The sequence below is a fragment of the Methylophilus sp. E2MeOHC9 genome (assembly GCF_058744375.1).
Genome location: NZ_CP196024.1, coordinates 444,843 through 466,273 on the forward strand (window position 1 = coordinate 444,843; position 21,431 = coordinate 466,273).

Here is a 21,431-nt window from a genome sequence, read left to right on the forward strand (position 1 = left end):
CACCACTACTGCACACTAGTACGTTCAGCCACGCGCAACACCGCACTGCGTGAACGCACATTCGCTGACACTTCAGCCTTGCCCGGCTTGATCGCCTTGCCAACCGCATTCAAACGCGGCTGCGGCAGGTCCTTGGCACGCACTGGCAAGCCGCTAGGCAAGTTATCCCTATCCATTTCAGACTGGATAAAGCGCTTGACGATGCGGTCTTCCAGCGAGTGAAAGCTGATCACCGCCAGACGGCCACCTTGTCGCAGCAAGCGCAAACAGTCAGGCAGCACTAGCGAGAGTTCCTCAAGCTCTTGATTGACGAAAATCCGTAGAGCCTGAAATGTGCGCGTTGCAGGGTTCTGGCCCGGCTCAACCTTGTGGATGGCGCCTGCCACGATCTTGGCAAGTTGTCCCGTAGTGGTGATGGCATGCCCATCTTCGCGCTCCTTAACAATCGCCCTTGCAACCTGCTTAGCAAACCGTTCTTCACCATAATCCCTTATCACCTCACCCAATTGCTTCTCTGAAATAGTCGCCAGCCACTCTGCGGCGGTTTTGCCACGACTCTGATCCATACGCATATCCAGTGGCCCGTCAAAACGGAAACTGAAACCGCGCTCTCCTTCATCAATCTGCGGCGACGAAATGCCCAGGTCGAGCAAAATCCCGTCTACCGCGTCTATGCCTAATTCAGCCAAAACAGCTGTCATGCCGGAAAAATGTACATGGGCAATGCTAAATCGCGCATCCGCAATGGTTTGCGCATGCGCAACCGCTGCCAGATCGCGATCCAGCGCAATCAGGCGGCCTTTGGCACCCAGCTTGGAAAGTAACAAACGGCTATGGCCGCCACGCCCGAAAGTGCCATCGACATAAATACCATCGGCACGCACATTGAGCGCATCTACAGCCTCATGCAATAACACCGTGATGTGGCTGGCGGCTGGCGACACAGACGTTTCCGTCGAAGACGCGGGCGCTGACTTCGCGCCCGCCATCATAGTGAGAATCCCTCTAGTTCTTGCGGGATTTGCAGTTGATCGGTGGACATCAGTTTTTCCAGCTGCGCATCCCAGGCGGCGACATCCCATAGCTCAAAATGGCTACCCTGACCGACCATCATCACGTCTTTATCCAAGTGAGCGAATTTGCGCAGCACGGCATTCACCAGCAAGCGGCCGGCAGAATCGAGATGCATCACATCGGCCTGGCCGACGATCATGCGTTGAATACCACTGATTTGAGGGTTAAAACTGGACAAGCTGGTCAGCTTGCTTTCGATGGGCTCCCAGGCGGCCTGGGGATACAGGATCAGGCAACGGTGCGGGTGCGCGGTCAGCACCAGCTCACCCTGCCCACCTGCGGTCAGGGCGTCACGGTGCTTGGCTGGCACACTGAGCCGACCTTTTGCATCCAAACTTAACTGTACTGCACCGCGAAACATGGTTACCTGACTGTCCTTTTCACACTTTGCGCTCGTTAATGAGAAAATTTCCCACAATTCAACACAAAATCACCCTTTTGCACACTATAGATAAATTAAAAGTGCTTGGCAAGCACTTTGATGGAAAATTTTCTTTAAAGACAAAGACTTACGTTATTTTAACAAGTCACTTTAAATCAACATATTGGCGCATTAAACAAACAAATTCGTTTAATAAAAATAGCTATCTCATTGAAAATATTGAATAATTAAAAAATGTTAGTTTTACTGCCATTTTTTGCATGAAAACCGGTCGAATATTCAGCACTTAACCAGGATGGCCCGCACCTATATGTCACACAAATTGAAGTTTTTCTTGATAGGAACAGGCATTTTATTGGCCATGGAATGGCGCTCCCTGTCCTTCTACTTGTTCCCCACACCGAATTTTGGTCAAGGCAAAGTAACTTTGTATGCCACTGACTGGTGCCCTTACTGTGAAAAAACACGCCAACTACTTGAGAAGGAACAGATTACCTATAAGGAGTACAACATTGAAACCTCAGAAGAAGGCAGGAGCCAGTACCAACGTGTGGCCGGAAAAGGCGTGCCGGTCTTGCTGATTGATAAGGAAGTGGTGCGCGGGCACAACGAAAAAGCCATCATTGCCGCACTGGCGCATTGGCAAAGCAGCCAGGGCCAACACGACAAAAGCAAACTGGAGATAAAGCAGGCTGAAGATAAAACAGAAAAGTGAAGCCAACCGATAAGCCGGGTTCTGTGACTACTTGCGTAGACGACAGTCATTCCTCTAGGCGTGCAATTGCTCACACACTCAAGCTATCTACCCGCTGGCAGCGCGAGCCACGCCTTATTACTTGCGTAAAATGCCAGCCTATTTGATATTGCTGCAGATGGAGGTTACCGCGTTTCACCGTAACTAAATACGCTCGTCTCTGTGGCCCTATTCCTCACCTTATACTGTTACCAGCTTTCAGCGTACGGCCGTTAGCCGTCATCCCGCTCTGTGCAGCCCGGACTTTCCTCCCCTTGTTTGCACAAGCGGCGACTGTCTGGTTGGCTTCATTGTCATTTTAACATGCTACACGCTGGCAACACGCTTCATGTGCAAGGCGTCGTATAATTTCAGAATCGAACCTTAGAGCACTCTATACATATGTCTTTAGAAAAAACCGGCCAACTGCATACCTCATGGCAAGCCAAGATTGGTGAAGAACTTGATAAGCCTTATATGCAATCGCTCAAGGCATTTTTACAGCAGGAAAAAGCAGCAGGCAAAACGATCTACCCGCCTGGCCCTTATATATTCAATGCATTCAACCATACCCCATTTGACCAGGTACGCGTCGTCATTATCGGGCAGGACCCATATCACGGCCCCGGCCAGGCGCATGGCTTGAGCTTTTCAGTGCAGGCAGGTGTTGCCTTACCGCCATCGCTGATGAATATTTTCAAGGAGATACAAACAGATATAGGCATCCGCATGAGTGGCAGCGGCGATTTAACCCCTTGGGCAGACCAGGGTGTGCTGCTGCTGAATGCGACGCTGACGGTGCAGATGGCAACGGCGGGTTCACATCAGAACCGCGGCTGGGAGCAATTTACCGATGCGGCGATCAGCGCGCTGAATGCAGAGCGTGAAGGCCTGGTGTTCGTGTTATGGGGTAGTTATGCGCAAAAGAAAGGGGCCATGATAGACCCCGATAAACATTTGATTTTAAAGTCAGTGCATCCGTCGCCATTATCGGCACATCGCGGTTTCTTTGGTAATCGCCAATTCTCGCAAATCAACGACTATCTTGTTTCGCGCGGGCAAGCCCCTATCAACTGGCAACTTTAATGTTTTAGCAACCGGGGATCTTGGCTGGTTTTATCGCTTACGCAACGCGTGTGCAACCAGCCTTATATGGAGCGTCCTTCTTGAAAGCCAGCGATGAATAAGCAAGCCCCTGCTTATTCATCACCTGAATCCCAGGGCAGGGTGTTATACCAATTTCCAGGCGATGGTTTGACCGGCACGTAACGGCACAAGCACATCATCTGCAAAAGGAATACTTCCTGGCACCAACCAGCTTTCTTTGCGCAAGGTGATTTGCTCAATATTGCGTGGCAAACCGTAAAAATCGGCACCATAAAAACTGGCAAACCCCTCCAGCTTATCCAGCGCACCTGCCGCTTCAAAAGCTTCAGCATACAACTCAATCGCGGCATGGGCGGTATACATACCGGCACATCCGCAACTGGCTTCCTTGGCGGATTTGGGATGCGGGGCACTATCCGTGCCCAGGAAAAATTTAGCCGAACCAGAAATCGCTGCTTTTACCAGCGCCTGCCTATGCGTTTCGCGCTTGAGCACTGGCAAACAATAGTGATGCGGACGGATGCCACCGGTAAACATGGCATTGCGGTTCATCAACAAATGATGCGCAGTGATAGTCGCAGCGAGATTGGCTGGGCCTTGTGCGACAAACTCAGCCGCATCTTGTGTGGTGATATGTTCGAACACTACTTTCAAGCCGGGGAAATCTTTGAGCAATGGCTGTAAATGGCGTTCGATAAACACTTTTTCGCGATCAAACACATCGATCTCGGCATCGGTGACTTCACCATGGATCAACAATGGCAAGCCCAGCTTTTCCATTTCTGCCAATACGGCGGCACATTTGGCCAGGCTGGTCACGCCGGAATCGCTGTTGGTGGTGGCACCAGCCGGATACAACTTCACCGCTTTGACGACACCATCCTGATGCGCACGCGTGATTTCTTCCGCCGCCAAGTTGTCGGTCAGGTACAAAGTCATCAGCGGCTCGAAATCCAGGCCCGCAGGCAACGCTTGTCTGATGCGCTCATAATAGCCACGCGCAGCCTCGGCAGTGGCGACTGGCGGGCGCAGGTTGGGCATCACAATGGCGCGGGCAAATTGCTTGGCGGTATCAGGTAATACTGCTTTTAAAGTGTCGCCATCCCTTAAATGCAAATGCCAGTCATCGGGGCGGGTGATCGTCAGTTGGGTTGTCATCTTTTGCTATCGTCTTAAAAAATTTATACGGCGGCCTTGTATGCCAATGCCGCTTCATAGAGTTCGTTTTTCTTGTGGCCGGTGATATCTGTGGCGAGGGCCACCGCCTGTTTCAACGGCAGCTCCTGCAACAAACGCTTGAGGATACGTTGCGTATTTTCGTCCAGCCCCTCTTGTTTTTCAGCGGGTGCCGGATGGATCAGCAGGACGAACTCGCCGCGTTGCTGGTTACTATCCGCTTCTAACCAGGCAACAGTCTCGGGCAAGTTGCTGGTGTGTATGGTTTCAAAGGTTTTGGTCAGCTCACGCGCCACGGTCAGCAAACGCTCGCTGCCGAACACTGTGAGCAGGTCTTGCACGCACTCGACGATACGATGCGGGGCTTCATATAACACCAGGGTCACCGGGGCAGTTTTTAAGGTTTCCAGCCGTTTGCGCCGTTGCGATCCGCTGGCAGGCAAAAAACCTTCAAAACAGAAACCCGGTTGTGTAATGCCGGCAGCAGATAATGCCGCAATCACGGCACTGGCGCCGGGAATAGGCACCACTTTCAACCCTGCCGCGCGCACTGCCTGCACCACCACGGCACCAGGGTCGCTTACGGCTGGCGTGCCGGCATCCGTGACCAGCGCAATAGACTCCCCCGCCTGCAAGCGCTTGAGCAAGGCTTCAGCTGAATGCTGCTCATTGTGCTCATGTACTGCGATCAATGGTTTGCTGATGCCAAAATGCCGCAACAAGCCTACGCTATGCCGGGTATCTTCAGCCGCAATCGCATCTACCTGCTTCAGGGTTTCCAGCGCGCGCAGGGTGATATCCCCCAAATTGCCGATCGGTGTCGCCACCACATATAATGTACCCAACTCACTCATGCCGCTATTTTAAGGCATAGAGGGCGTTTCGCTAAGCAATATAGAAATGCGCACGATAGAATGAGCGGCTAAAGAAATGAATACCAAAATAACAAGAGCCAGGCAGAGATGAAACTTAACCTGAATAATAAAGGCCTTGCGGCTGAAGCGGCGGCGGCCAGGTTTCTCAAACAGCAGGGGCTGGTCTTGCTGGAACAAAACTATAGCTGCCGGTTTGGCGAAATCGACCTGATCATGCGCGACCAGCAATCACTGGTGTTTGTAGAAGTCAGGCTGCGCAGCAACCTTAAATTCACCAGCGCTGCCGACAGCATCCATCCGCACAAACAGCAAAAACTAATACGCGCTGCCCAGCATTATTTGCAAAATCAGTCTTCCAGCAACCCGTGCCGGTTTGATGTGGTGCTGTTTGATAATGCGAGTTACGAGTCACCCAACTGGATTCGTAATGCAATCGACACATAAAAAGCGTAGAATTTTATTTATTACCTGCTGTCACACTACACATCTTCACGGTTTGTCTCGTGAACCTAAGTTTTTATCGTAGAACAAGGAACCTCATGAATCAAAAAATTCACGCCAAAAAAATCTCCGTCATCGCCATGTTATTGATCAGCACGCAGCTGAGCGGCTGTTTTCCCGCGATCGTCGGTGGTGCCGCAGCAGGTGGCGCCATGGCAGCAGATCGCCGCTCTTCAGGTATTTATGTAGAAGATGAAAATATCGAACTTAAAACCCTGAAACGTATTTCCCAATACATGGATAAGTCTTCGCATATCAATGTGACCAGTTACAACCGTATCGTACTGTTGACTGGCGAAGTGCCAAATGCAGGCCAGCAAGCGCAGGCCGAAACACTGACACGCGAGATTGCCAATGTGCGTGACATCCATAATGCCATCACGGTCGGCTTTACTTCTTCTATCAGTGATCGCAGCAATGACGCTTACATCACCACTAAAGTGAAAGCGCGCTTCCTCAGCGAGAACCTGTTCCCGGCCAATGTCGTGAAAGTGGTCACTGAAGCGAGCGTGGTTTACCTGATGGGCATCGTCTCAGAAAAAGAAGCCACTGATGCGGTGGAAATCGCCAGAACGACCGAAGGCGTGAGCAAAGTCGTTAAAGTCTTTGAATACTCCAAATAAATTTTAATACCAAGCTTTAAGGAAACTGAATGGAAGACCAGGAAATTATCATTCAAGGCATCACGCTTGCCGGAAAACCCTTTCGCCCCAGCGACTGGGTGGACCGGATGTGTAGCACTTACGCCAGTTTTGGCGTCGACAAGAAATTACGCTACTCGCCTTATTTGAAGCCCAAGCTGGTGAATAATGTGCGCAGCCTGTCAGTAGATATGAAGCTGAAGCAGGTCAACCCTGAAGGTTTTGAGCAATTGATCCAGTTTGCCAAGGAAAACCAGTTGAGCATCATCAACCCGGCAGGTGAAGCGGTGACTATCGAGGATTAACTTCCCTGGTATCAGCCGACGCGGCTTCTTTCAGCAATTGCTCTAACCAGTGCTTGCTGACAGCGCCGCGTTTTACTTTATACAGCCGCCCATCCGGGTGATATATATAAGTCGTCGGCAATACTTCAGGCTGTGGCAATGGTTTCTTTTGTGCGTCCCCTAAAATAATCGGGTATGAGATCAGCATATCTTCGGCAAAATCCATGACCGACTTTTCGCTTTTGTACTGCACGGCCACCCCCAGCACCATGACATTTTGCTGGCGGTGCTCATCATAAAATGCCACCAGCTCAGGCATCTCTTCCAGGCAGGGCGGGCACCAGGGCGCCCAGTAATTCACCACCAGCCAACGGCCTTTGTAATGAGACAACTGGTGGGTTTTGCCTGCCGTGTCCTGCATGACCCAGGTAGCGGAAAGCTCAGCCATCAGGCTATTCACCCACAGCAATCCAAGCAAGCCAATGAGCCATTGCCTGTAAATGTTATGTTTCATTAAATCCCATCAGCCAATATTAACTACTTGCTCTTGAAAACCACACTATGGACACCATCATAGTATATGTATAGAAAAAGACTTGATTCTGCTGGAAATGTGTTGCTATACTTATCGCAAACACATTTAGTAATTTCATATTTTCAGCAAATTACTAACTCAACCAATTTAAGCCAAACACATTTTTAGCACCAAATAACCAGAATTATTCTGTTTAATTCCACTCTATTTATTCTCCACCCATTCTTACGAGGCAATAATGAGCGACAACATTACCCATTTAAGCGATGCCAGCTTTGAACAGGAAGTTTTACAATCGACGGTTCCCGTATTGGTTGATTACTGGGCAGAGTGGTGTGGCCCTTGTAAAATGATTGCGCCTATTCTGGATGATATCAGCAAAGAATACGCCGGCCGCCTGAAAGTTGCCAAACTGAATATCGATGACAACCAGAATACGCCGCCTAAATACGGCATTCGTGGCATTCCTACTTTAATGCTGTTCAAAAACGGCAATGTAGAAGCCACCAAAGTAGGCGCATTATCCAAGTCCCAACTCAGCGCCTTTATCGACAGCAATATTTAAGACATCCTACCCGGTTTCAAATAGCCTCGAAACCGGGTTTTTCAATCCCACTCTCCGCCGTCTCTCAATCTAGCGAGTCACTCATGCACTTATCCGACCTCAAACACCTCCCTGTTACCGAACTGGTAGAAATGGCCACCAGTAACGAAATCGAAAATGCTAGCCGCATGCGCAAGCAGGACCTGATTTTTGCCATCCTGAAAAACAAAGCAAAAAAAGGCGACAGCATTTTTGGAGATGGGACGTTAGAAGTATTGCCTGACGGCTTTGGCTTCCTGCGTTCGCCAGATACTTCTTATCTGGCTGGTCCGGATGACATTTACGTTTCGCCTTCACAGATCCGCCGCTTCAACCTGCACACTGGTGACAGTATCCAGGGTGAGATCCGCACCCCTAAGGATGGCGAGCGTTATTTTGCCTTGGTCAAAGTTGATAGCGTCAACGGCGAAGCGCCAGAGAACACCAAACACAAGATTCTGTTCGAGAACCTGACACCATTGTTCCCGACCGTACCGCTGACGTTGGAACGTGAAATCCGCGGTGAAGAAAACATCACCAGCCGCATGATCGATATGATCGCACCTATCGGCCGGGGCCAACGTGCTTTGCTGGTCGCCAGCCCCAAGAGTGGTAAAACAGTCATGCTGCAAAATGTAGCGCACGCGATTACAGCTAACCACCCTGACTGTGTGCTGATCGTATTGCTGATTGACGAACGTCCGGAAGAAGTGACCGAAATGACCCGCTCAGTGCGCGGCGAAGTCGTAGCTTCTACCTTTGATGAACCAGCCACGCGTCATGTTCAAGTCGCTGAAATGGTGCTGGAAAAAGCCAAACGCCTGGTTGAACACAAAAAAGATGTAGTCATTTTGCTGGACTCCATCACCCGCCTGGCCCGTGCTTACAACACGGTGATCCCTTCCTCCGGTAAGGTATTGACCGGTGGTGTGGATGCCAACGCGCTGCAAAAACCAAAACGTTTCTTTGGTGCCGCGCGTAACGTAGAAGAAGGCGGCTCACTGACCATTATCGCGACCGCGCTGGTAGATACCGGCTCACGTATGGATGATGTGATTTACGAAGAATTTAAAGGTACCGGCAACATGGAGATCCACCTGGATAGACGTATGGCCGAGAAACGTATCTACCCAGCTATCAACGTCAATAAATCCGGCACACGCCGCGAAGAATTGCTGCTGGATAAAGATGTACTGCAAAAAATCTGGGTATTGCGTAAATTGCTTTATCCTATGGACGACCTCGAGGCGATGGAGTTCTTGCTGGACAAAATCAAGGCCACTAAAACCAATAACGACTTTTTTGACAGCATGCGTCGCGGCTAGCCCGCCTGCGCGTGAAAATTATTTCCATGCATCTATTGATTAATAGAATGAATTGGGTGATAATCGCGCGCTTACCGCAACTGCTTAAAGATTAGAGAGAAAGCATGAAAGCCGACATTCACCCAACATACCCTGAAATTAACGTCACTTGTAGCTGTGGCAATAAATTCAAAACCCGTTCTACCAGCAGCAAAGACTTGAACATCGAAGTATGTTCACAGTGCCACCCTTTCTACACTGGCAAACAGAAGATTGTGGACACCGCTGGTCGCGTTGAGAAATTCCGCCAAAAATACGGCATGTAATTGGGTGGGATGTATATCAAAAAAGGCAGCATGGCTGCCTTTTTTGTTTTCAACGCATGCTGGCTAGTATTCATGTTTGCGTTAAGATAACAACACATAAAATGCCTTACACGAGCACACCGCTGACACATGCAGTTTTTTATTGATCACGACTGGCAGGAAAACATGGCCACCCCGCGCGCCAAGGTGGGGGAACGCGCCAAAACACACCTGCTGATTCTACTGTGTGCCATCTGGCTGTGTGTCGGCCTGATCGGCCACTCACCGTGGAAGCCATTTGAGTCGCAATCTGCCAGCATTATCCAGAGCCTGATCGAGCATCCATTCCTATCTGTGCAAAGCTGGGCCGATGGCCACTGGATCGCCCCGATCTCAGCCGGCCATCCCGCGCTCGAAACACCGCCCCTGTTTTACTGGGTAGCCACCGGATTTTCACAAGCACTCTCCCCCCTACTACCCATTCATGATGCCGCACGACTCAGCGTTGGCATCTGGATGCTGCTCACACTGTTGATGATGGGCTTGAGTGGCCGTGAATTGTGGAACCTGGGCGCCGGACGCCAGACCAACTTCATTTTTATTGGCTGCCTGGGCCTGGTCGTCAGCGCGCATACCATCATGCCAGAGGTATCGGCACTCAGCGGCATCAGCATGGCGTTTTATGCATTGACACTCGTGTTACGCAAGCCGGTACGTGCTATGTGGTTACTTGCTGGCGGGTTATTGATCGCATTTTTATCAGCCGGTGTGCTACCGGCCGCCATGGTTATTGGCAGCACGATAGGCGTGCTGTTTTTACCAGTGATCTGTCAACATGCGGCGGCCAAACGCGCCTTATTATCCGGCCTGGCACTCGCATTGCCTGGCATTTTACTTTGGTGCTGGCTATGCCAGCAGTGGGCGCCGGGCTTGTGGGCTGGCTGGTGGCCGACGCAGGTGAGCATCCAGATGCCGAGCAAGCACTTATACTTTTTGCGCACCCTGGCATGGTATGCCTGGCCGGCTTTGCCGCTTGCGATGTGGGGCATCTGGCGCTTCCGGCATGCTGTGCTGCACACCTATCGCTTCCAGTTATGCCTGATTTTTTTTATCGTTGCATTCATCCTCATCGGCTTTTTTAGTGACCGCAGTGAAGTCAACGCACTACCATTATTGATCCCTCTTACTGCACTGGCAGCTGGCAGCATAGAAACGCTCAAACGCGGCGCGGCTGGCGCGTTAAACTGGTTTGGCCTGATTCTATTCGGCTTGCTGATTGCCATTGCCTGGCTGGGCTGGTGGGCGATGCTCACTGGCAACCCGGTCAAACTTTACCAGCGCCTGGCTTATTTATCCGGCCTGCAAACCATACCCCTCAGCGTGCTATACGGGACGATTGCAGTGGCTGTCACTTTAATATGGCTGTCTGGCGTCATACGTTCCAAACACTCTAACCGCTCCAGCGCAACTAACTGGGCGATAGGCATGACCTGCGCCTGGACAGTATTTATGAGTTTATGGTTACCAATGATAGAAGCCGCACGTACCTATCAACCGATATTTGAAGATTTGCGCAAGCAATTGCCCACTCATTACCGCTGCATTAGCAGCCATAACATCGGCTCATCACAATCTGATTTACTGCATTACCATGCGGGTATACGCCTGGCAGCAGACGCTTCAGGCTGTGACTTGTTATTGATTGAAGATCAGCCAGGCAAACGGCACGCATCGCCGGGTCAAGAGTGGTCGCTGATCTGGGAAGGCGAACAAAGTCGCCAAAGCAAAGAATCTTACAGGTTGCTTCAGCGCCGTTAAGCAACTAACGCGTGCGCAGTTTTAAGCCTGCATATGCTGTTGAATCGCAGCGAGCACCCTGGGGTGCAAGCCAGCGCCCTGCTGCTGTTGCACATAGGCCACCAATGATTTAATCATCACCGAGTTCCAGAATTTTTTAAGATGCCCAGCTATCTCCAGCTTGGCATCTTCAACATCCGGATTCGCCTCAAAAAAATCACCTATCTGGTTGGCCATTTTGATTAACTTGTCTACTTCCATCTCGTGCTCTTTTCAACTCAACAATAGATTACAGGCATCTAGCTTTAATTAGAGTTAGTCAACACGCCGTGATACACCACGCATTGAGTAGGTCTGGCGAAACCCACCAGTAAAAAGTCGTATTCCTGTGCCAGGCCGACAGCTAACGCAGTCGGGGCCGAGATAGCGACCAGTGCCCGACCTCCAGTCATGGTCACCTTCTGCACCATTTCGTAACTGGCCCGACTGGTGGTTAACACCCAGTGCTGGCGCCATAACTCGCTAAAATCCTGCGATTGCCGCAACAATGACCCTATCAGTTTATCCAGGGCATTGTGCCTGCCTACGTCCTCACGCACCTGCAACACTTGCCCCTGGTCATTGGCGATGGCACATGCATGGGTGGCACCCGTTAGCTGTTGTAATGGCTGCTGTGATTTAAGCTGCGCCATGGCTGCATCAATCACTTGCAACGATAAAGAGGGCATGGCCGCTTTCGGCTGCGCAGGCATTTTGAATACTTGCTCCAGGCTTTCAGCACCACATAAACCACAGCCAGTACGCCCGGTTAAATTACGCCGCTGCTCTTTAAGCGCCGCAAATTGCGCGGTGGCGAGCTCGATATGCAATTCAATACCGCGCAGCTGGCCGTTACTGTGATAGATCGCTTTTGCATCAATGCCATAGATCTGCGCCCGCTCACTGATAATGCCTTCAGTGTATGAAAAGCCATAGGCAAAGTCTTCCAGATCAGCCGGGGTAGCCAGCATGACCACATGCGAAATACCGTTATAGACTAATGCGATCGGTATTTCTTGCGCGAGCGTATCGATGACACTGCTTGGCAGTTGCTCACCGCGCCAGCGCGTGACAGTGAATTCACGCACCGTTTCACTGGCGGTAACTGCCTGCCAGTCAACGCTTGCATCATCAGAAAGGCAACTGTTAACTTCAACTTGCGCCATCAGGAAACAACCGTCTGTGGATCCATTCCCGACAACTCTATCTGCGTATCGCTGAAATTACGGTACTCTTTCTGCCAGTCGGACAACTGATTCACTTTGGTTACCTGCACGGCAGTGACTTTATACTCAGGGCAATTGGTCGCCCAGTCAGAGTTGTCAGTCGTGATCACATTGGCGCCAGATTCCGGATGGTGGAAAGTGGTATAAACCACGCCGGGCTGGACCCGCTCGGTGATCTTGGCACGCAACACGGTTTGACCAGCGCGGCTGCTAATGCCTACCCAGTCACCTTCCTGGATACCGCGATCTTCAGCATCATGCGGGTGGATCTCAATTTTATCTTCAGGATGCCACACCACATTTTCAGTGCGCCGCGTCTGCGCCCCAACGTTGTACTGCGACAGGATACGGCCAGTCGTCAAAATCAGTGGAAACTTGCCATTGACCCGCTCTGTCGTGGGCACATATTGCGTCACAAAGAATTTACCTTTGCCGCGCACAAACTCATCCACATGCATAGTCGGCGTGCCTGCAGGTGCTTCATCATTGCATGGCCACTGGATACTGCCCAATTCGTCCAGTTTCTTAAAGCTGACGCCATTGAAGGTAGGGGTGAGCGCTGCGATCTCGTCCATGATATCGCTGGCATGCGTATAGTGCATGGGGTAACCCAGCGCCTCTGAGAAGCGTGCCGTAATCTCCCAGTCTTCCAGGCCAGCTTCGTGTTTGCCATCATCCCTGAGGCCATTCTTGGGTGACATGACTTTGCGCACGGGTGAAATACGGCGCTCAGCATTGGTAAAAGTGCCATTTTTCTCCAGGAAAGAAGCGCCAGGGAAAAATACGTGGGCAAACTTGGCGGTTTCGTTCAGGAACAAGTCCTGCACGATGACGCACTCCATGCTTTCTAGCGCATGTGTGACGTGCTGAGTATCAGGGTCGGATTGCGCAATGTCTTCACCTACGCAATAGACGGCTTTAAAGCTGCCTTCTGCCGCCAGGTCCAGCATATTCGGGATACGCAAGCCTGGGTCTGCACTCAATGTCACGCCCCAGGCGGTTTCAAACAATGCGCGGGTTTCGTTATCCGACACATGGCGATAGCCTGGGAACTCGTGTGGCATGGAACCCATATCACAAGAACCTTGTACATTGTTCTGTCCACGCAGCGGATTGACGCCTACCCCTTCACGGCCGATATTGCCGGTTGCCATCGCCAGGTTGGCAATACCCATCACGGTGGTTGAGCCCTGGCTATGTTCGGTCACGCCCAGGCCATAGTAAATAGCGGCATTGCCGCCGGTGGCAAACAGGCGTGCGGCTTCGCGTATTTTTTGCGGATCCAGCCCTAGGTCTTTTGCCAGCGCTTCGGGAGAGTTTTCCGGTTTGGCGACAAAATCACGCCAGGCGACGAAAGAATCCCATTCACAACGCGCTTTAACGAAATCTTCCTTGACCAGGCCTTCGGTGACCACCACATGCGCCAGGGCACTGATCAATGCGACATTGGTGCCAGGGCGCAGATTCAGGTGATAGTCGGCACGGATATGCGGTGAGTTTTCTACCAGGTCAATCGCGCGCGGGTCGGCGACGATAAGTTTGGCACCTTCACGCAGGCGGCGTTTCATCAATGAGCCGAAAACCGGGTGCCCATCAGTTGGGTTAGCACCCATCACAAAAATCACATCAGACTTCATCACCGAATCAAAGGTCTGTGTACCGGCAGATTCACCCAGCGTTTGCTTCAAGCCATAACCTGTAGGGCTGTGGCAGACGCGCGCGCAGGTATCTACGTTATTACTGCCGAATACAGCCCGGATCAGCTTTTGTGTCACATACACTTCTTCGTTAGTACAACGGCTGGAAGTAATACCACCGACCGCATCTTTGCCATATTTGGCCTGGATACGCTGGATTTCACTGGCGGCGTAGTTGATCGCCTCATCCCAGCCCACTTTTTGCCATGGGTCATGGATACTCTTGCGTATCATTGGGGTAGTAATACGGTCAGCATGGGTGGCATAACCCCAGGCAAATCGGCCTTTGACACAGCTATGGCCATGGTTGGCACCGCCGGCTTTGGTCGGCGTCATGCGCACCACTTCTTCGCCCTTCATCTCGGCATCAAAGCTGCAACCGACACCACAGTAGGCACAAGTCGTAGTCACGCTATGCTCTGGCGTACCCGCTTCAATCACGGTTTTTTCCATCAGGGTGGCGGTAGGGCAAGCCTGCACGCAGGCACCACAAGAGACACATTCAGATTCGAGGAAGTTCTGGTTACCGGCGGAGACCTTGCTATCGAAACCGCGGCCCTGAATGGTCAAGGCAAAAGTGCCTTGTGTTTCTTCACACGCCCTTACACAGCGGGAACAAACGATGCATTTTGACGCATCAAAGGTAAAGTATGGATTGGATTCGTCTTTCGTCTGGCCGAGGTGGTTTTCACCCTCATAACCATAACGGACTTCACGCAGGCCTACTGCACCCGCCATGTCCTGCAACTCACAGTCGCCGTTGGCAGCACAGGTCAGGCAATCCAACGGATGATCAGAAATATATAATTCCATCACGCCACGGCGCACATCGGCCAGTTTTGGTGTTTGCGTTCTGACCTTGATGCCAGAAGCCACCGGCGTGGTACAGGAAGCCGGGTAGCCGCGCCGCCCTTCAATCTCGACCAGGCACAAGCGACAGGAACCAAACGCTTCCAGCGAATCGGTCGCACACAGTTTAGGCACGGTCACACCACTCAATTGCGCGGCATGCATGATCGAGGTACCTTCCGGCACCGTCACATCCACACCGTCAATGTTCAGCGTCACCATGACGTCGCTGTCAGACTTGGGCGTGCCATAGTCTTTGTCCGCATCGTATTTCAGGATGGTGGGGTGGGAAGGGGTATATTTGATGTCATCCATAATGTCACCTCTGCTGCCTAGGCAGCCGCTTCTTTATTACTTAGACCAAAATCTTCAGGGAAATGATTGAGGGCGCTCAGCACCGGATAAGGTGTCATGCCCCCCAATGCACATAAAGAACCATTTAACATGGTGTCAGATAAATCACGCAGCAACTGCACATTTTGCGGATGGTTCTTGCCGGCCACTATCTTGTCCATCACTTCTACGCCACGGGTAGAACCAATCCGGCAAGGTGTGCATTTGCCGCAACTTTCTATCGCACAAAACTCGAACGCATAGCGGGCCATTTTCGCCATATCGGCGGTATCATCAAACGCCACAATGCCGCCATGGCCCAACACTGCCCAGATTTTGCTGAATTCTTCATAATCCAGCGGCGTATCAAATTGTTCTTGCGGCAGATAGGCGCCTAATGGCCCCCCTACCTGCACTGCACGAATCGGGCGACCAGAAGCTGAACCACCGCCATAGTCATACAGCAATTCGCGCAAAGTCGCACCAAAGGCCAGCTCAACCAAACCGGTTTGTTTTAGGTTACCCGCCAGTTGAATCGGCAGCGTGCCACGTGAACGGCCCATGCCGTAATCAGCGTAATACTGCGCGCCTTTATGCAGAATGATAGGCACGGTCGCCAGTGAAATGACATTATTCACAATGGTCGGTTTGCCAAACAGGCCCTCTATGGCTGGCAGTGGCGGTTTGAAACGTACCAGGCCACGCTTGCCTTCAAGGCTCTCGAGCAGCGAAGTTTCTTCACCACAGACATAAGCCCCAGCGGCACGGCGGACTTCCAGATGGAAAGTCTTGCCAGATGCCAGGATATTTTCACCCAGATAACCCGCCAGGTTTGCCTTGCGTATGGCTTCATTCAAAGTGTTGAGCGCATGTGGATACTCACTGCGCAGGTAGATATACCCTTTGGTGGCGCCGACAGCAATGCCTGCAATCGTCATCCCCTCTATCAGGACGAACGGGTCGTCTTCCATAATCATGCGGTCTGAATAGGTGCCGGAATCGCCTTCGTCGGCATTGCAGACGATATATTTCTGTTCGGCTGGTGCATTGAGTACGGTATTCCATTTAATACCGGTAGGGAAAGCCGCACCGCCACGGCCACGCAACCCGGAATCCGTCACCGTTTTGACAATCTCCTCACCGCTGAGCGCCAATGCATTTTTTAAGCCTTGATAGCCGTCATGCGCCAGGTAATCTTCCAGCGAGACCGGATCGGTAATGCCCACGCGGGCAAATGTCAGGCGTTGCTGTTTTTTCAGCCAGGCCAGCTCTTCAGTCAACCCCAGATACAAAGGATGCGCTTTGGCTGATTCGGAGTATGCATTGATAAAATCGGCATTGAACAGGCCGGCGACATCTTTGGGAGTTACCGGGCCAAACGCGACGCGGCCTTCTGGCAGCTCGACTTCGACCAAAGGTTCCAGCCAGAACAGGCCACGGGAACCGTTGCGTACCAGCTGGATTTCAATACCACGTGCTTGCGCTTCGCTGGCAATCGCTTTGGCAGTGCGCTCGGCACCAAGGGAGAGCGCTGTGGAGTCAATCGGTACGTATACCTTAACCATGACACACCTCGGCAATCAGTTCGGAGACTTTTTCGCTATTCATGCGGCCATGCACTTCATCATCCAGCATCACCGCCGGTGAACAGCCGCAGTTGCCCAGGCAATACACCGGCAACAATGTCAACTGGCCGTCTTGCGTGGTTTGGTGGTAATCCACACCTAGCCTGGATTTGAGTTCGGCTTCGAGTTTCTCAGAGCCCATGGCCTGACAGGATTCGGCACGGCAGATCTGTAATACGTGCTTGCCTATGGGATGCGTGCGGAAGTGATGGTAAAAACTGACCACGCCGTGCACTTCGGCGACTGACAGGGCCAGCGCGCTGGAAATATCAGGATAGATGGCTTCTGGCACATAGCCAATATCATCCTGGATCGCATGTAAAAGCGGCATTAAACCGCCCGGTACAAGACGATGTGCTTGAATATGCGCTTGAATGCGCGTTTGCTGCTCATGGCTCAGTATCTGGTTCAAACCAACCTCGCATTTACAATTCAGTTACATTCTATCACCATCGAATAATAACCTCTATTTATGCCTTGTTAAAGCAGGAAAAGGGCATAATATATTGATTACTTTAACATTCATGAGTTTCATGACTCCTTCAAATAGTATACCTACCCAGTTAATCGACCAGTTTGGCCGTCGGGTGGACTATATTCGCCTGTCGATTACAGACCGTTGCGATTTCCGTTGCCAGTATTGCATGGCCGAAGAAATGACGTTTCTACCGCGAGATGAAGTGCTGACACTGGAAGAGTGTGCACGTCTGGTTAAATTATTTGTCCGCATGGGCGTCAGCAAAGTGCGCCTCACGGGCGGCGAGCCGCTGGTGCGCAAAAATGCCATGTGGTTATTTGAAGAGGTCGGCCACCTGCCTGGTTTGGAGGAATGCCTGCTCACCACCAATGGCAGCCAGCTAGACCGATTCAGCCTGCCACTGAAAGCAGCCGGGGTGAACCGCATCAATATCTCGCTGGACAGTTTGGATGAGGCGCGCTTCCGCAGGATCACCCGCGTGGGTGAACTCGCTAAAGTCTTGTCTGGACTGGAGCATGCAATTCAGGCCGGGTTTAGTAATATCAAACTCAATACGGTGCTGATGCGTGGCATCAATGACGATGAAGCCGTTGATCTGGTCAATTTTGCTATCCGTAAACATATAGACATCAGCTTTATTGAAGAGATGCCTTTGGGTGAGGTCAACCATGACCGCGAAAACAGCTGCGTAAGTAATAATGAAACACTGGCGCAATTAAAAAGTAAGTTCTCACTCACCCCCAGCACCCATAAAACTGGCGGTCCTGCGCGCTACTGGCAAGTCAATGGCCAGAAAACCAGAATCGGCTTTATTTCACCACACAGCCATAACTTTTGTGAAAGCTGCAACCGTGTGCGCATCACCTGTAAAGGCGAGCTCTTTTTATGCCTGGGGCAGGAACACAACATAGACCTGATGCCGATTTTGCGCGCGCACCCCAATGATGACAGACCGCTGGTGGAAGCCATCTTGCATGGCATGCGCATCAAACCCAAGGGGCACGATTTCGATTTACAACGTGCTGCACCGGCCGTGATCCGCTTTATGTCGCATACAGGTGGTTGATGCAGATCACAGCAGTCATTCTTGCCGGTGGCCGCGGCATGCGCATGGGCGGTATCGATAAAGGCCTGGTCGATTACCAGGGCAAGGCGATGGTGGCGCATGTGTTGTCACGCATCCAGCCGCAGGTGGATCAGGTCATCATTAATGCCAATCGTAATTTAGAGCGTTATCAGCAATACGGCATCCCGGTTATCACAGATGCCACTGACCAGTTTGATGGCCCCCTGGCGGGGTTTCAGGCCGGTTTAGCGCATGCGCGGACAGACTGGGTACTCACCGTGCCATGCGATTCACCGCTGCTACCACTGGATCTGGTCGCACGCCTGTCGCAGGCGATACGCATCACGAATACTTTAGTGGCAGTCGCCCGTAGCGCCAGTGGCGAGCATCCGGTTTTTTGCCTGTTTCATCGCAGTTTAAGCGCTGACCTCAATGCATTCCTGCAGGCTGGCCAACGCCGAGTCAGCGGCTGGCAAGCCAGACACTCCCCTGTATTTGTTGAATTTGAAGATGAGCAAGCGTTTACTAACATCAATTATGCGCAGTAACGACACTTCTTTGTGAAAACAATCCGCCTGCCTGAGCGCATAAGCGCCTGTGTTAAAAAACATAGTGCGCTGAAGATGGTGATAGCCTGTTTAGTATGTAAAAATAATGTTTTCGCGACTGGTAAATATTTGTCATGCCTCCACAATTTTCTGATTTAGACCTTTCTGCTTTAGCTGCAAATGCCTCGTGCCTGGATGACTATGACCCGAACGCCATGTCAGTCGCACAGGCTCGTCATTACATTCAGCAGTTCTTAAGCCCGGTAAGCGAGACTCAAACGGTGGCGATTAAAGCTAGCCTGGGGCGTGTATTAGCTGTGCCGGTGACTTCGGCCTTGAATGTGCCAGGCCATGACAATTCAGCCATGGATGGCTTTGCTTTCCGGCATGCCGAAGCGGGCAATCCACTCAAAATCATAGGCACTGCTTTTGCGGGTGTTCCTTTCACCGCCGAGATTCCAGTTGGTTGCTGCATCAAGATCATGACTGGCGCAGTCATACCGCCCACAGTCGATACGGTCATCATGCAGGAACATACCGCTACAGAGGGCGAGTGGGTGACCCTGACAAAATTACCGGCGCTGGGTGCCAATATCCGCCTGACTGGTGAAGATATCGCTACCGGCCAAACGGTGCTGGCGCGTGGCCACCGTATTCAACCAGCGGATATGGGCCTGCTGGCTTCTCTGGGTGTGGCTGAAATTGAAGTCTACCGTCCAGTAAAAGTCGCTTTTTTTAGCACCGGCGATGAGCTGGTCGGGCTTGGCAAGCCTTTGCAGCAAGGACAGATTTATGACAGCAACCGCTATAGTTTATGGGGGGTGCTGCAAGCGGCTGGTGTCGACATGCATGATCTTGGCAATGTGGCAGATGACCCGGATGCTTTGGAAAAAACCCTGCTGCAAGCGGCAAAGGAACATGATGTGGTGATCACCACTGGCGGCGTTTCGGTAGGTGAGGCAGACTTTATGAAACAACTGCTAGCCAAGCATGGGCAGGTATTGTTCTGGAAAATCAATATGAAGCCTGGCCGCCCGCTGGCTTATGGCAAAATTGGCGACGCCCATTATTTTGGGCTGCCTGGCAACCCGGTTTCCGCCATGGTGACTTTCTACCAGTTTGTACAGGATGCGCTCAAGCAGCTAATGGGGACAGCCAACCAGGCATCGCCCACATTTAAGGTCGAATGCGTCAACGCCATTAGAAAAGCCACCGGCCGTACCGAGTTTCAGCGCGGCATCTTATTTAAAGAGGGTGAAGACTGGAAAGTGAAAACCACCGGTGAGCAAGGCTCGGGCATTTTAAGCAGCATGAGTCTGGCTAATTGCTTTATTGTGCTTGGCGAAAAAACTGGCGCACTGGAAGCAGGCGCGCTGGTAGAAGTGCAACCTTTTCACGGCGTGTGCTAGGTAAACAAACCTTTTCGCACTGGCAAGAATGCTAAAAAATAGCTTATAGTGTCGGGTCGTGATGGGGGTTTAAGGTTAGGATTTAGGCGTGCAAGCCGTACTGAAAGAATCAAAACAATTCAAACATGCATTGGAGTGGTGCCTGATAGGCTCGCTGTTGATACATGCATTGATTGTGTTATTCATTCCCAAGCCTACTTATGAAAAACCACCTGTCATAAAACAGGAAATCCAGATCGAGCTGGTGAAAGAAACGCCGCCTGCTGCTGAGGAAGCGGAACCTACACCGCCCACGCCTGAGCCAGCCAAACCACAACCGGTGAAACCACCACCAAAACCAGAGCCCAAGCCGGTTGAAAAGAAACCAGTGCCGCAAAAAGCATCGCCCGTGGCGGAACCACCGACAGAGCCTACCCGCGCGGTTGCAGAAACCCCTGCCCCAGCAGTGATCACAGCGAAACCAACGGCGAGTGAAAGTAAATCTGAAGTGGTGGTACCACCAGCAGCTCCGCCTACACCCGCACCTGAACCACCCAAAGCCACCGGCCCGAGTGAAGGTGATATTGAAGCAGCGCGTAACGCTTTTAAAAATGCCGCACACCGCGAACTCAAGAAAAATCAGCGCTACCCCAGGATCGCACAGGACAGGGGTATTGAAGGCGATGTAAAACTGAAGATCAATATTGATGACCACGGCGAGATCACAGGCATCGAAGTAGTAGAGTCCAGCGGTAACAAAGCGATTGATGATGCGGCCCTGGCGGCGGCACAGAAGTCGCAGTTAAAACCGCACTTTAACGAGATTTTGCGCGGTAGAATCAACAATATTATCGTCACCGTCAGCTTCAAACTGTCGAGCTAAGC

23 protein-coding genes and 1 other RNA gene are annotated in these 21,431 nt (G+C 51.6%); 13 read left to right on the forward strand and 11 right to left on the reverse strand.

Annotated features, from left to right (window positions below; all coding sequences use genetic code 11):
* Positions 1-5 precede the first annotated feature (5 nt).
* Entirely contained in the window at positions 6-992 is a 987-nt protein-coding gene (rsmH, locus tag ACSSVF_RS02130; RefSeq protein WP_492405115.1) for a 16S rRNA (cytosine(1402)-N(4))-methyltransferase RsmH, read from the reverse strand.
* A complete protein-coding gene (gene mraZ, locus ACSSVF_RS02135; RefSeq protein WP_492405117.1) occupies positions 989-1,435 on the reverse strand; it encodes a division/cell wall cluster transcriptional repressor MraZ in 447 nt (148 codons plus the stop codon). The genes rsmH and mraZ overlap by 4 nt, the downstream gene beginning before the upstream one ends.
* Positions 1,436-1,817: 382 nt before the next feature.
* On the opposite strand from mraZ, the gene ACSSVF_RS02140 reads away from it, so the two are divergent.
* On the forward strand, positions 1,818-2,171 hold the full coding sequence (locus ACSSVF_RS02140; protein WP_492405119.1) for a glutaredoxin family protein: 354 nt from the start codon (positions 1,818-1,820) through the stop codon (positions 2,169-2,171).
* On the opposite strand, the gene rnpB is transcribed toward ACSSVF_RS02140, so the two are convergent.
* An RNA gene (gene rnpB, locus ACSSVF_RS02145) (RNase P RNA component class A) lies at positions 2,166-2,499 on the reverse strand. The two genes, ACSSVF_RS02140 and rnpB, sit on opposite strands and share 6 nt — an antisense overlap.
* 92 nt (positions 2,500-2,591) lie before the next feature.
* Here rnpB and ung point away from each other — a divergent pair.
* Entirely contained in the window at positions 2,592-3,275 is a 684-nt protein-coding gene (ung, locus tag ACSSVF_RS02150; protein WP_492405120.1) for a uracil-DNA glycosylase, read from the forward strand.
* A gap of 144 nt (positions 3,276-3,419) precedes the next feature.
* On the opposite strand, the gene pyrC is transcribed toward ung, so the two are convergent.
* Both pyrC and rsmI read right to left on the reverse strand, forming a co-directional pair.
* Entirely contained in the window at positions 3,420-4,454 is a 1,035-nt protein-coding gene (gene pyrC, locus ACSSVF_RS02155) for a dihydroorotase (protein ID WP_492405122.1), read from the reverse strand.
* 23 nt (positions 4,455-4,477) lie between these two features.
* The gene (gene rsmI, locus ACSSVF_RS02160; protein WP_492405123.1) at positions 4,478-5,326 is read right to left on the reverse strand and encodes a 16S rRNA (cytidine(1402)-2'-O)-methyltransferase; all 849 of its coding nucleotides are present in this window, start codon (positions 5,324-5,326) and stop codon (positions 4,478-4,480) included.
* A 108-nt stretch (positions 5,327-5,434) separates the two neighbouring features.
* On the opposite strand from rsmI, the gene ACSSVF_RS02165 reads away from it, so the two are divergent.
* The 3 genes from ACSSVF_RS02165 (at position 5,435) to ACSSVF_RS02175 (ending at position 6,794) form a co-directional block, all read left to right on the forward strand.
* A complete protein-coding gene (locus tag ACSSVF_RS02165) occupies positions 5,435-5,791 on the forward strand; it encodes a YraN family protein (protein WP_492405125.1) in 357 nt (118 codons plus the stop codon).
* Between the two features lie 95 nt (positions 5,792-5,886).
* Positions 5,887-6,471: a BON domain-containing protein gene (locus ACSSVF_RS02170; RefSeq protein ID WP_492405126.1), complete on the forward strand. Its 585-nt coding sequence runs from the start codon at positions 5,887-5,889 to the stop codon at positions 6,469-6,471.
* A gap of 29 nt (positions 6,472-6,500) precedes the next feature.
* Positions 6,501-6,794: a DUF3579 domain-containing protein gene (locus tag ACSSVF_RS02175; protein WP_492405128.1), complete on the forward strand. Its 294-nt coding sequence runs from the start codon at positions 6,501-6,503 to the stop codon at positions 6,792-6,794.
* Here ACSSVF_RS02175 and ACSSVF_RS02180 read toward each other — a convergent pair.
* A complete protein-coding gene (locus tag ACSSVF_RS02180; RefSeq protein WP_492405130.1) occupies positions 6,781-7,287 on the reverse strand; it encodes a TlpA disulfide reductase family protein in 507 nt (168 codons plus the stop codon). The two genes, ACSSVF_RS02175 and ACSSVF_RS02180, sit on opposite strands and share 14 nt — an antisense overlap.
* Positions 7,288-7,546: 259 nt before the next feature.
* Here ACSSVF_RS02180 and trxA point away from each other — a divergent pair, with 259 nt between their 5' ends.
* From trxA to ACSSVF_RS02200, 4 genes are all read left to right on the forward strand, one after another.
* Positions 7,547-7,873, forward strand: coding sequence for a thioredoxin TrxA (gene trxA / locus ACSSVF_RS02185; RefSeq protein ID WP_019883507.1), 327 nt, complete (start codon positions 7,547-7,549; stop codon positions 7,871-7,873).
* A gap of 83 nt (positions 7,874-7,956) precedes the next feature.
* Positions 7,957-9,216: a transcription termination factor Rho gene (gene rho / locus ACSSVF_RS02190; protein ID WP_379034478.1), complete on the forward strand. Its 1,260-nt coding sequence runs from the start codon at positions 7,957-7,959 to the stop codon at positions 9,214-9,216.
* Positions 9,217-9,320: 104 nt separating this feature from the next.
* A complete protein-coding gene (gene rpmE, locus ACSSVF_RS02195; protein ID WP_379034476.1) occupies positions 9,321-9,521 on the forward strand; it encodes a 50S ribosomal protein L31 in 201 nt (66 codons plus the stop codon).
* A 129-nt stretch (positions 9,522-9,650) separates the two neighbouring features.
* Positions 9,651-11,318, forward strand: a complete 1,668-nt coding sequence (locus tag ACSSVF_RS02200; protein WP_492405133.1) for an ArnT family glycosyltransferase — start codon at positions 9,651-9,653, stop codon at positions 11,316-11,318.
* Between the two features lie 21 nt (positions 11,319-11,339).
* Here the strand turns inward: ACSSVF_RS02200 and ACSSVF_RS02205 are convergent, their stop codons facing one another.
* Genes ACSSVF_RS02205 through ACSSVF_RS02225 form a run of 5 tightly spaced genes read right to left on the reverse strand, consistent with a single transcriptional unit; the run spans position 11,340 to position 17,466 of the window.
* The gene (locus tag ACSSVF_RS02205; protein WP_492405134.1) at positions 11,340-11,558 is read right to left on the reverse strand and encodes a formate dehydrogenase subunit delta; all 219 of its coding nucleotides are present in this window, start codon (positions 11,556-11,558) and stop codon (positions 11,340-11,342) included.
* Positions 11,559-11,602: 44 nt separating this feature from the next.
* Positions 11,603-12,502 carry a formate dehydrogenase accessory sulfurtransferase FdhD gene (gene fdhD / locus ACSSVF_RS02210; RefSeq protein ID WP_492405135.1) on the reverse strand — a complete coding sequence of 300 codons (900 nt, stop codon included), beginning with the start codon at positions 12,500-12,502 and terminating at the stop codon, positions 11,603-11,605.
* On the reverse strand, positions 12,502-15,423 hold the full coding sequence (gene fdhF / locus ACSSVF_RS02215) for a formate dehydrogenase subunit alpha (RefSeq protein ID WP_492405137.1): 2,922 nt from the start codon (positions 15,421-15,423) through the stop codon (positions 12,502-12,504). The genes fdhD and fdhF overlap by 1 nt, the downstream gene beginning before the upstream one ends.
* A gap of 17 nt (positions 15,424-15,440) precedes the next feature.
* Positions 15,441-17,006, reverse strand: a complete 1,566-nt coding sequence (locus tag ACSSVF_RS02220; RefSeq protein ID WP_492405139.1) for a formate dehydrogenase beta subunit — start codon at positions 17,004-17,006, stop codon at positions 15,441-15,443.
* Positions 16,999-17,466 (reverse strand): formate dehydrogenase subunit gamma, encoded by a 468-nt coding sequence (locus tag ACSSVF_RS02225; RefSeq protein WP_492406290.1) that lies wholly within the window; start codon positions 17,464-17,466, stop codon positions 16,999-17,001. Before ACSSVF_RS02225 ends, ACSSVF_RS02220 begins: the two co-directional genes overlap by 8 nt.
* 133 nt (positions 17,467-17,599) lie before the next feature.
* On the opposite strand from ACSSVF_RS02225, the gene moaA reads away from it, so the two are divergent.
* The 4 genes from moaA to ACSSVF_RS02245 all read left to right on the forward strand — a co-directional run bounded on the left by moaA (position 17,600) and on the right by ACSSVF_RS02245 (position 21,429).
* A complete protein-coding gene (gene moaA / locus ACSSVF_RS02230; RefSeq protein ID WP_492405141.1) occupies positions 17,600-18,610 on the forward strand; it encodes a GTP 3',8-cyclase MoaA in 1,011 nt (336 codons plus the stop codon).
* Positions 18,610-19,158 carry a molybdenum cofactor guanylyltransferase MobA gene (gene mobA, locus ACSSVF_RS02235; RefSeq protein WP_492405143.1) on the forward strand — a complete coding sequence of 183 codons (549 nt, stop codon included), beginning with the start codon at positions 18,610-18,612 and terminating at the stop codon, positions 19,156-19,158. Before moaA ends, mobA begins: the two co-directional genes overlap by 1 nt.
* Before the next feature lie 134 nt (positions 19,159-19,292).
* Positions 19,293-20,567, forward strand: coding sequence for a molybdopterin molybdotransferase MoeA (gene moeA, locus ACSSVF_RS02240; RefSeq protein WP_492405145.1), 1,275 nt, complete (start codon positions 19,293-19,295; stop codon positions 20,565-20,567).
* Between the two features lie 88 nt (positions 20,568-20,655).
* Positions 20,656-21,429, forward strand: coding sequence for an energy transducer TonB (locus ACSSVF_RS02245; protein WP_492405147.1), 774 nt, complete (start codon positions 20,656-20,658; stop codon positions 21,427-21,429).
* The last annotated feature ends 2 nt before the right edge of the window (positions 21,430-21,431 follow it).

What these genes read in the sequence shown, in the direction of transcription:
- rsmH (WP_492405115.1), bottom strand. Translation starts at nt 992, where the DNA reads ATGATGGCGGGCGCGAAGTCAGCGCCCGCGTCTTCGACGGAAACGTCT.
- mraZ (WP_492405117.1), bottom strand. Translation starts at nt 1,435, where the DNA reads ATGTTTCGCGGTGCAGTACAGTTAAGTTTGGATGCAAAAGGTCGGCTC.
- ACSSVF_RS02140 (WP_492405119.1), top strand. Translation starts at nt 1,818, where the DNA reads ATGGAATGGCGCTCCCTGTCCTTCTACTTGTTCCCCACACCGAATTTT.
- ung (WP_492405120.1), top strand. Translation starts at nt 2,592, where the DNA reads ATGTCTTTAGAAAAAACCGGCCAACTGCATACCTCATGGCAAGCCAAG.
- pyrC (WP_492405122.1), bottom strand. Translation starts at nt 4,454, where the DNA reads ATGACAACCCAACTGACGATCACCCGCCCCGATGACTGGCATTTGCAT.
- rsmI (WP_492405123.1), bottom strand. Translation starts at nt 5,326, where the DNA reads ATGAGTGAGTTGGGTACATTATATGTGGTGGCGACACCGATCGGCAAT.
- ACSSVF_RS02165 (WP_492405125.1), top strand. Translation starts at nt 5,435, where the DNA reads ATGAAACTTAACCTGAATAATAAAGGCCTTGCGGCTGAAGCGGCGGCG.
- ACSSVF_RS02170 (WP_492405126.1), top strand. Translation starts at nt 5,887, where the DNA reads ATGAATCAAAAAATTCACGCCAAAAAAATCTCCGTCATCGCCATGTTA.
- ACSSVF_RS02175 (WP_492405128.1), top strand. Translation starts at nt 6,501, where the DNA reads ATGGAAGACCAGGAAATTATCATTCAAGGCATCACGCTTGCCGGAAAA.
- ACSSVF_RS02180 (WP_492405130.1), bottom strand. Translation starts at nt 7,287, where the DNA reads ATGAAACATAACATTTACAGGCAATGGCTCATTGGCTTGCTTGGATTG.
- trxA (WP_019883507.1), top strand. Translation starts at nt 7,547, where the DNA reads ATGAGCGACAACATTACCCATTTAAGCGATGCCAGCTTTGAACAGGAA.
- rho (WP_379034478.1), top strand. Translation starts at nt 7,957, where the DNA reads ATGCACTTATCCGACCTCAAACACCTCCCTGTTACCGAACTGGTAGAA.
- rpmE (WP_379034476.1), top strand. Translation starts at nt 9,321, where the DNA reads ATGAAAGCCGACATTCACCCAACATACCCTGAAATTAACGTCACTTGT.
- ACSSVF_RS02200 (WP_492405133.1), top strand. Translation starts at nt 9,651, where the DNA reads ATGCAGTTTTTTATTGATCACGACTGGCAGGAAAACATGGCCACCCCG.
- ACSSVF_RS02205 (WP_492405134.1), bottom strand. Translation starts at nt 11,558, where the DNA reads ATGGAAGTAGACAAGTTAATCAAAATGGCCAACCAGATAGGTGATTTT.
- fdhD (WP_492405135.1), bottom strand. Translation starts at nt 12,502, where the DNA reads ATGGCGCAAGTTGAAGTTAACAGTTGCCTTTCTGATGATGCAAGCGTT.
- fdhF (WP_492405137.1), bottom strand. Translation starts at nt 15,423, where the DNA reads ATGGATGACATCAAATATACCCCTTCCCACCCCACCATCCTGAAATAC.
- ACSSVF_RS02220 (WP_492405139.1), bottom strand. Translation starts at nt 17,006, where the DNA reads ATGGTTAAGGTATACGTACCGATTGACTCCACAGCGCTCTCCCTTGGT.
- moaA (WP_492405141.1), top strand. Translation starts at nt 17,600, where the DNA reads ATGACTCCTTCAAATAGTATACCTACCCAGTTAATCGACCAGTTTGGC.
- mobA (WP_492405143.1), top strand. Translation starts at nt 18,610, where the DNA reads ATGCAGATCACAGCAGTCATTCTTGCCGGTGGCCGCGGCATGCGCATG.
- moeA (WP_492405145.1), top strand. Translation starts at nt 19,293, where the DNA reads ATGCCTCCACAATTTTCTGATTTAGACCTTTCTGCTTTAGCTGCAAAT.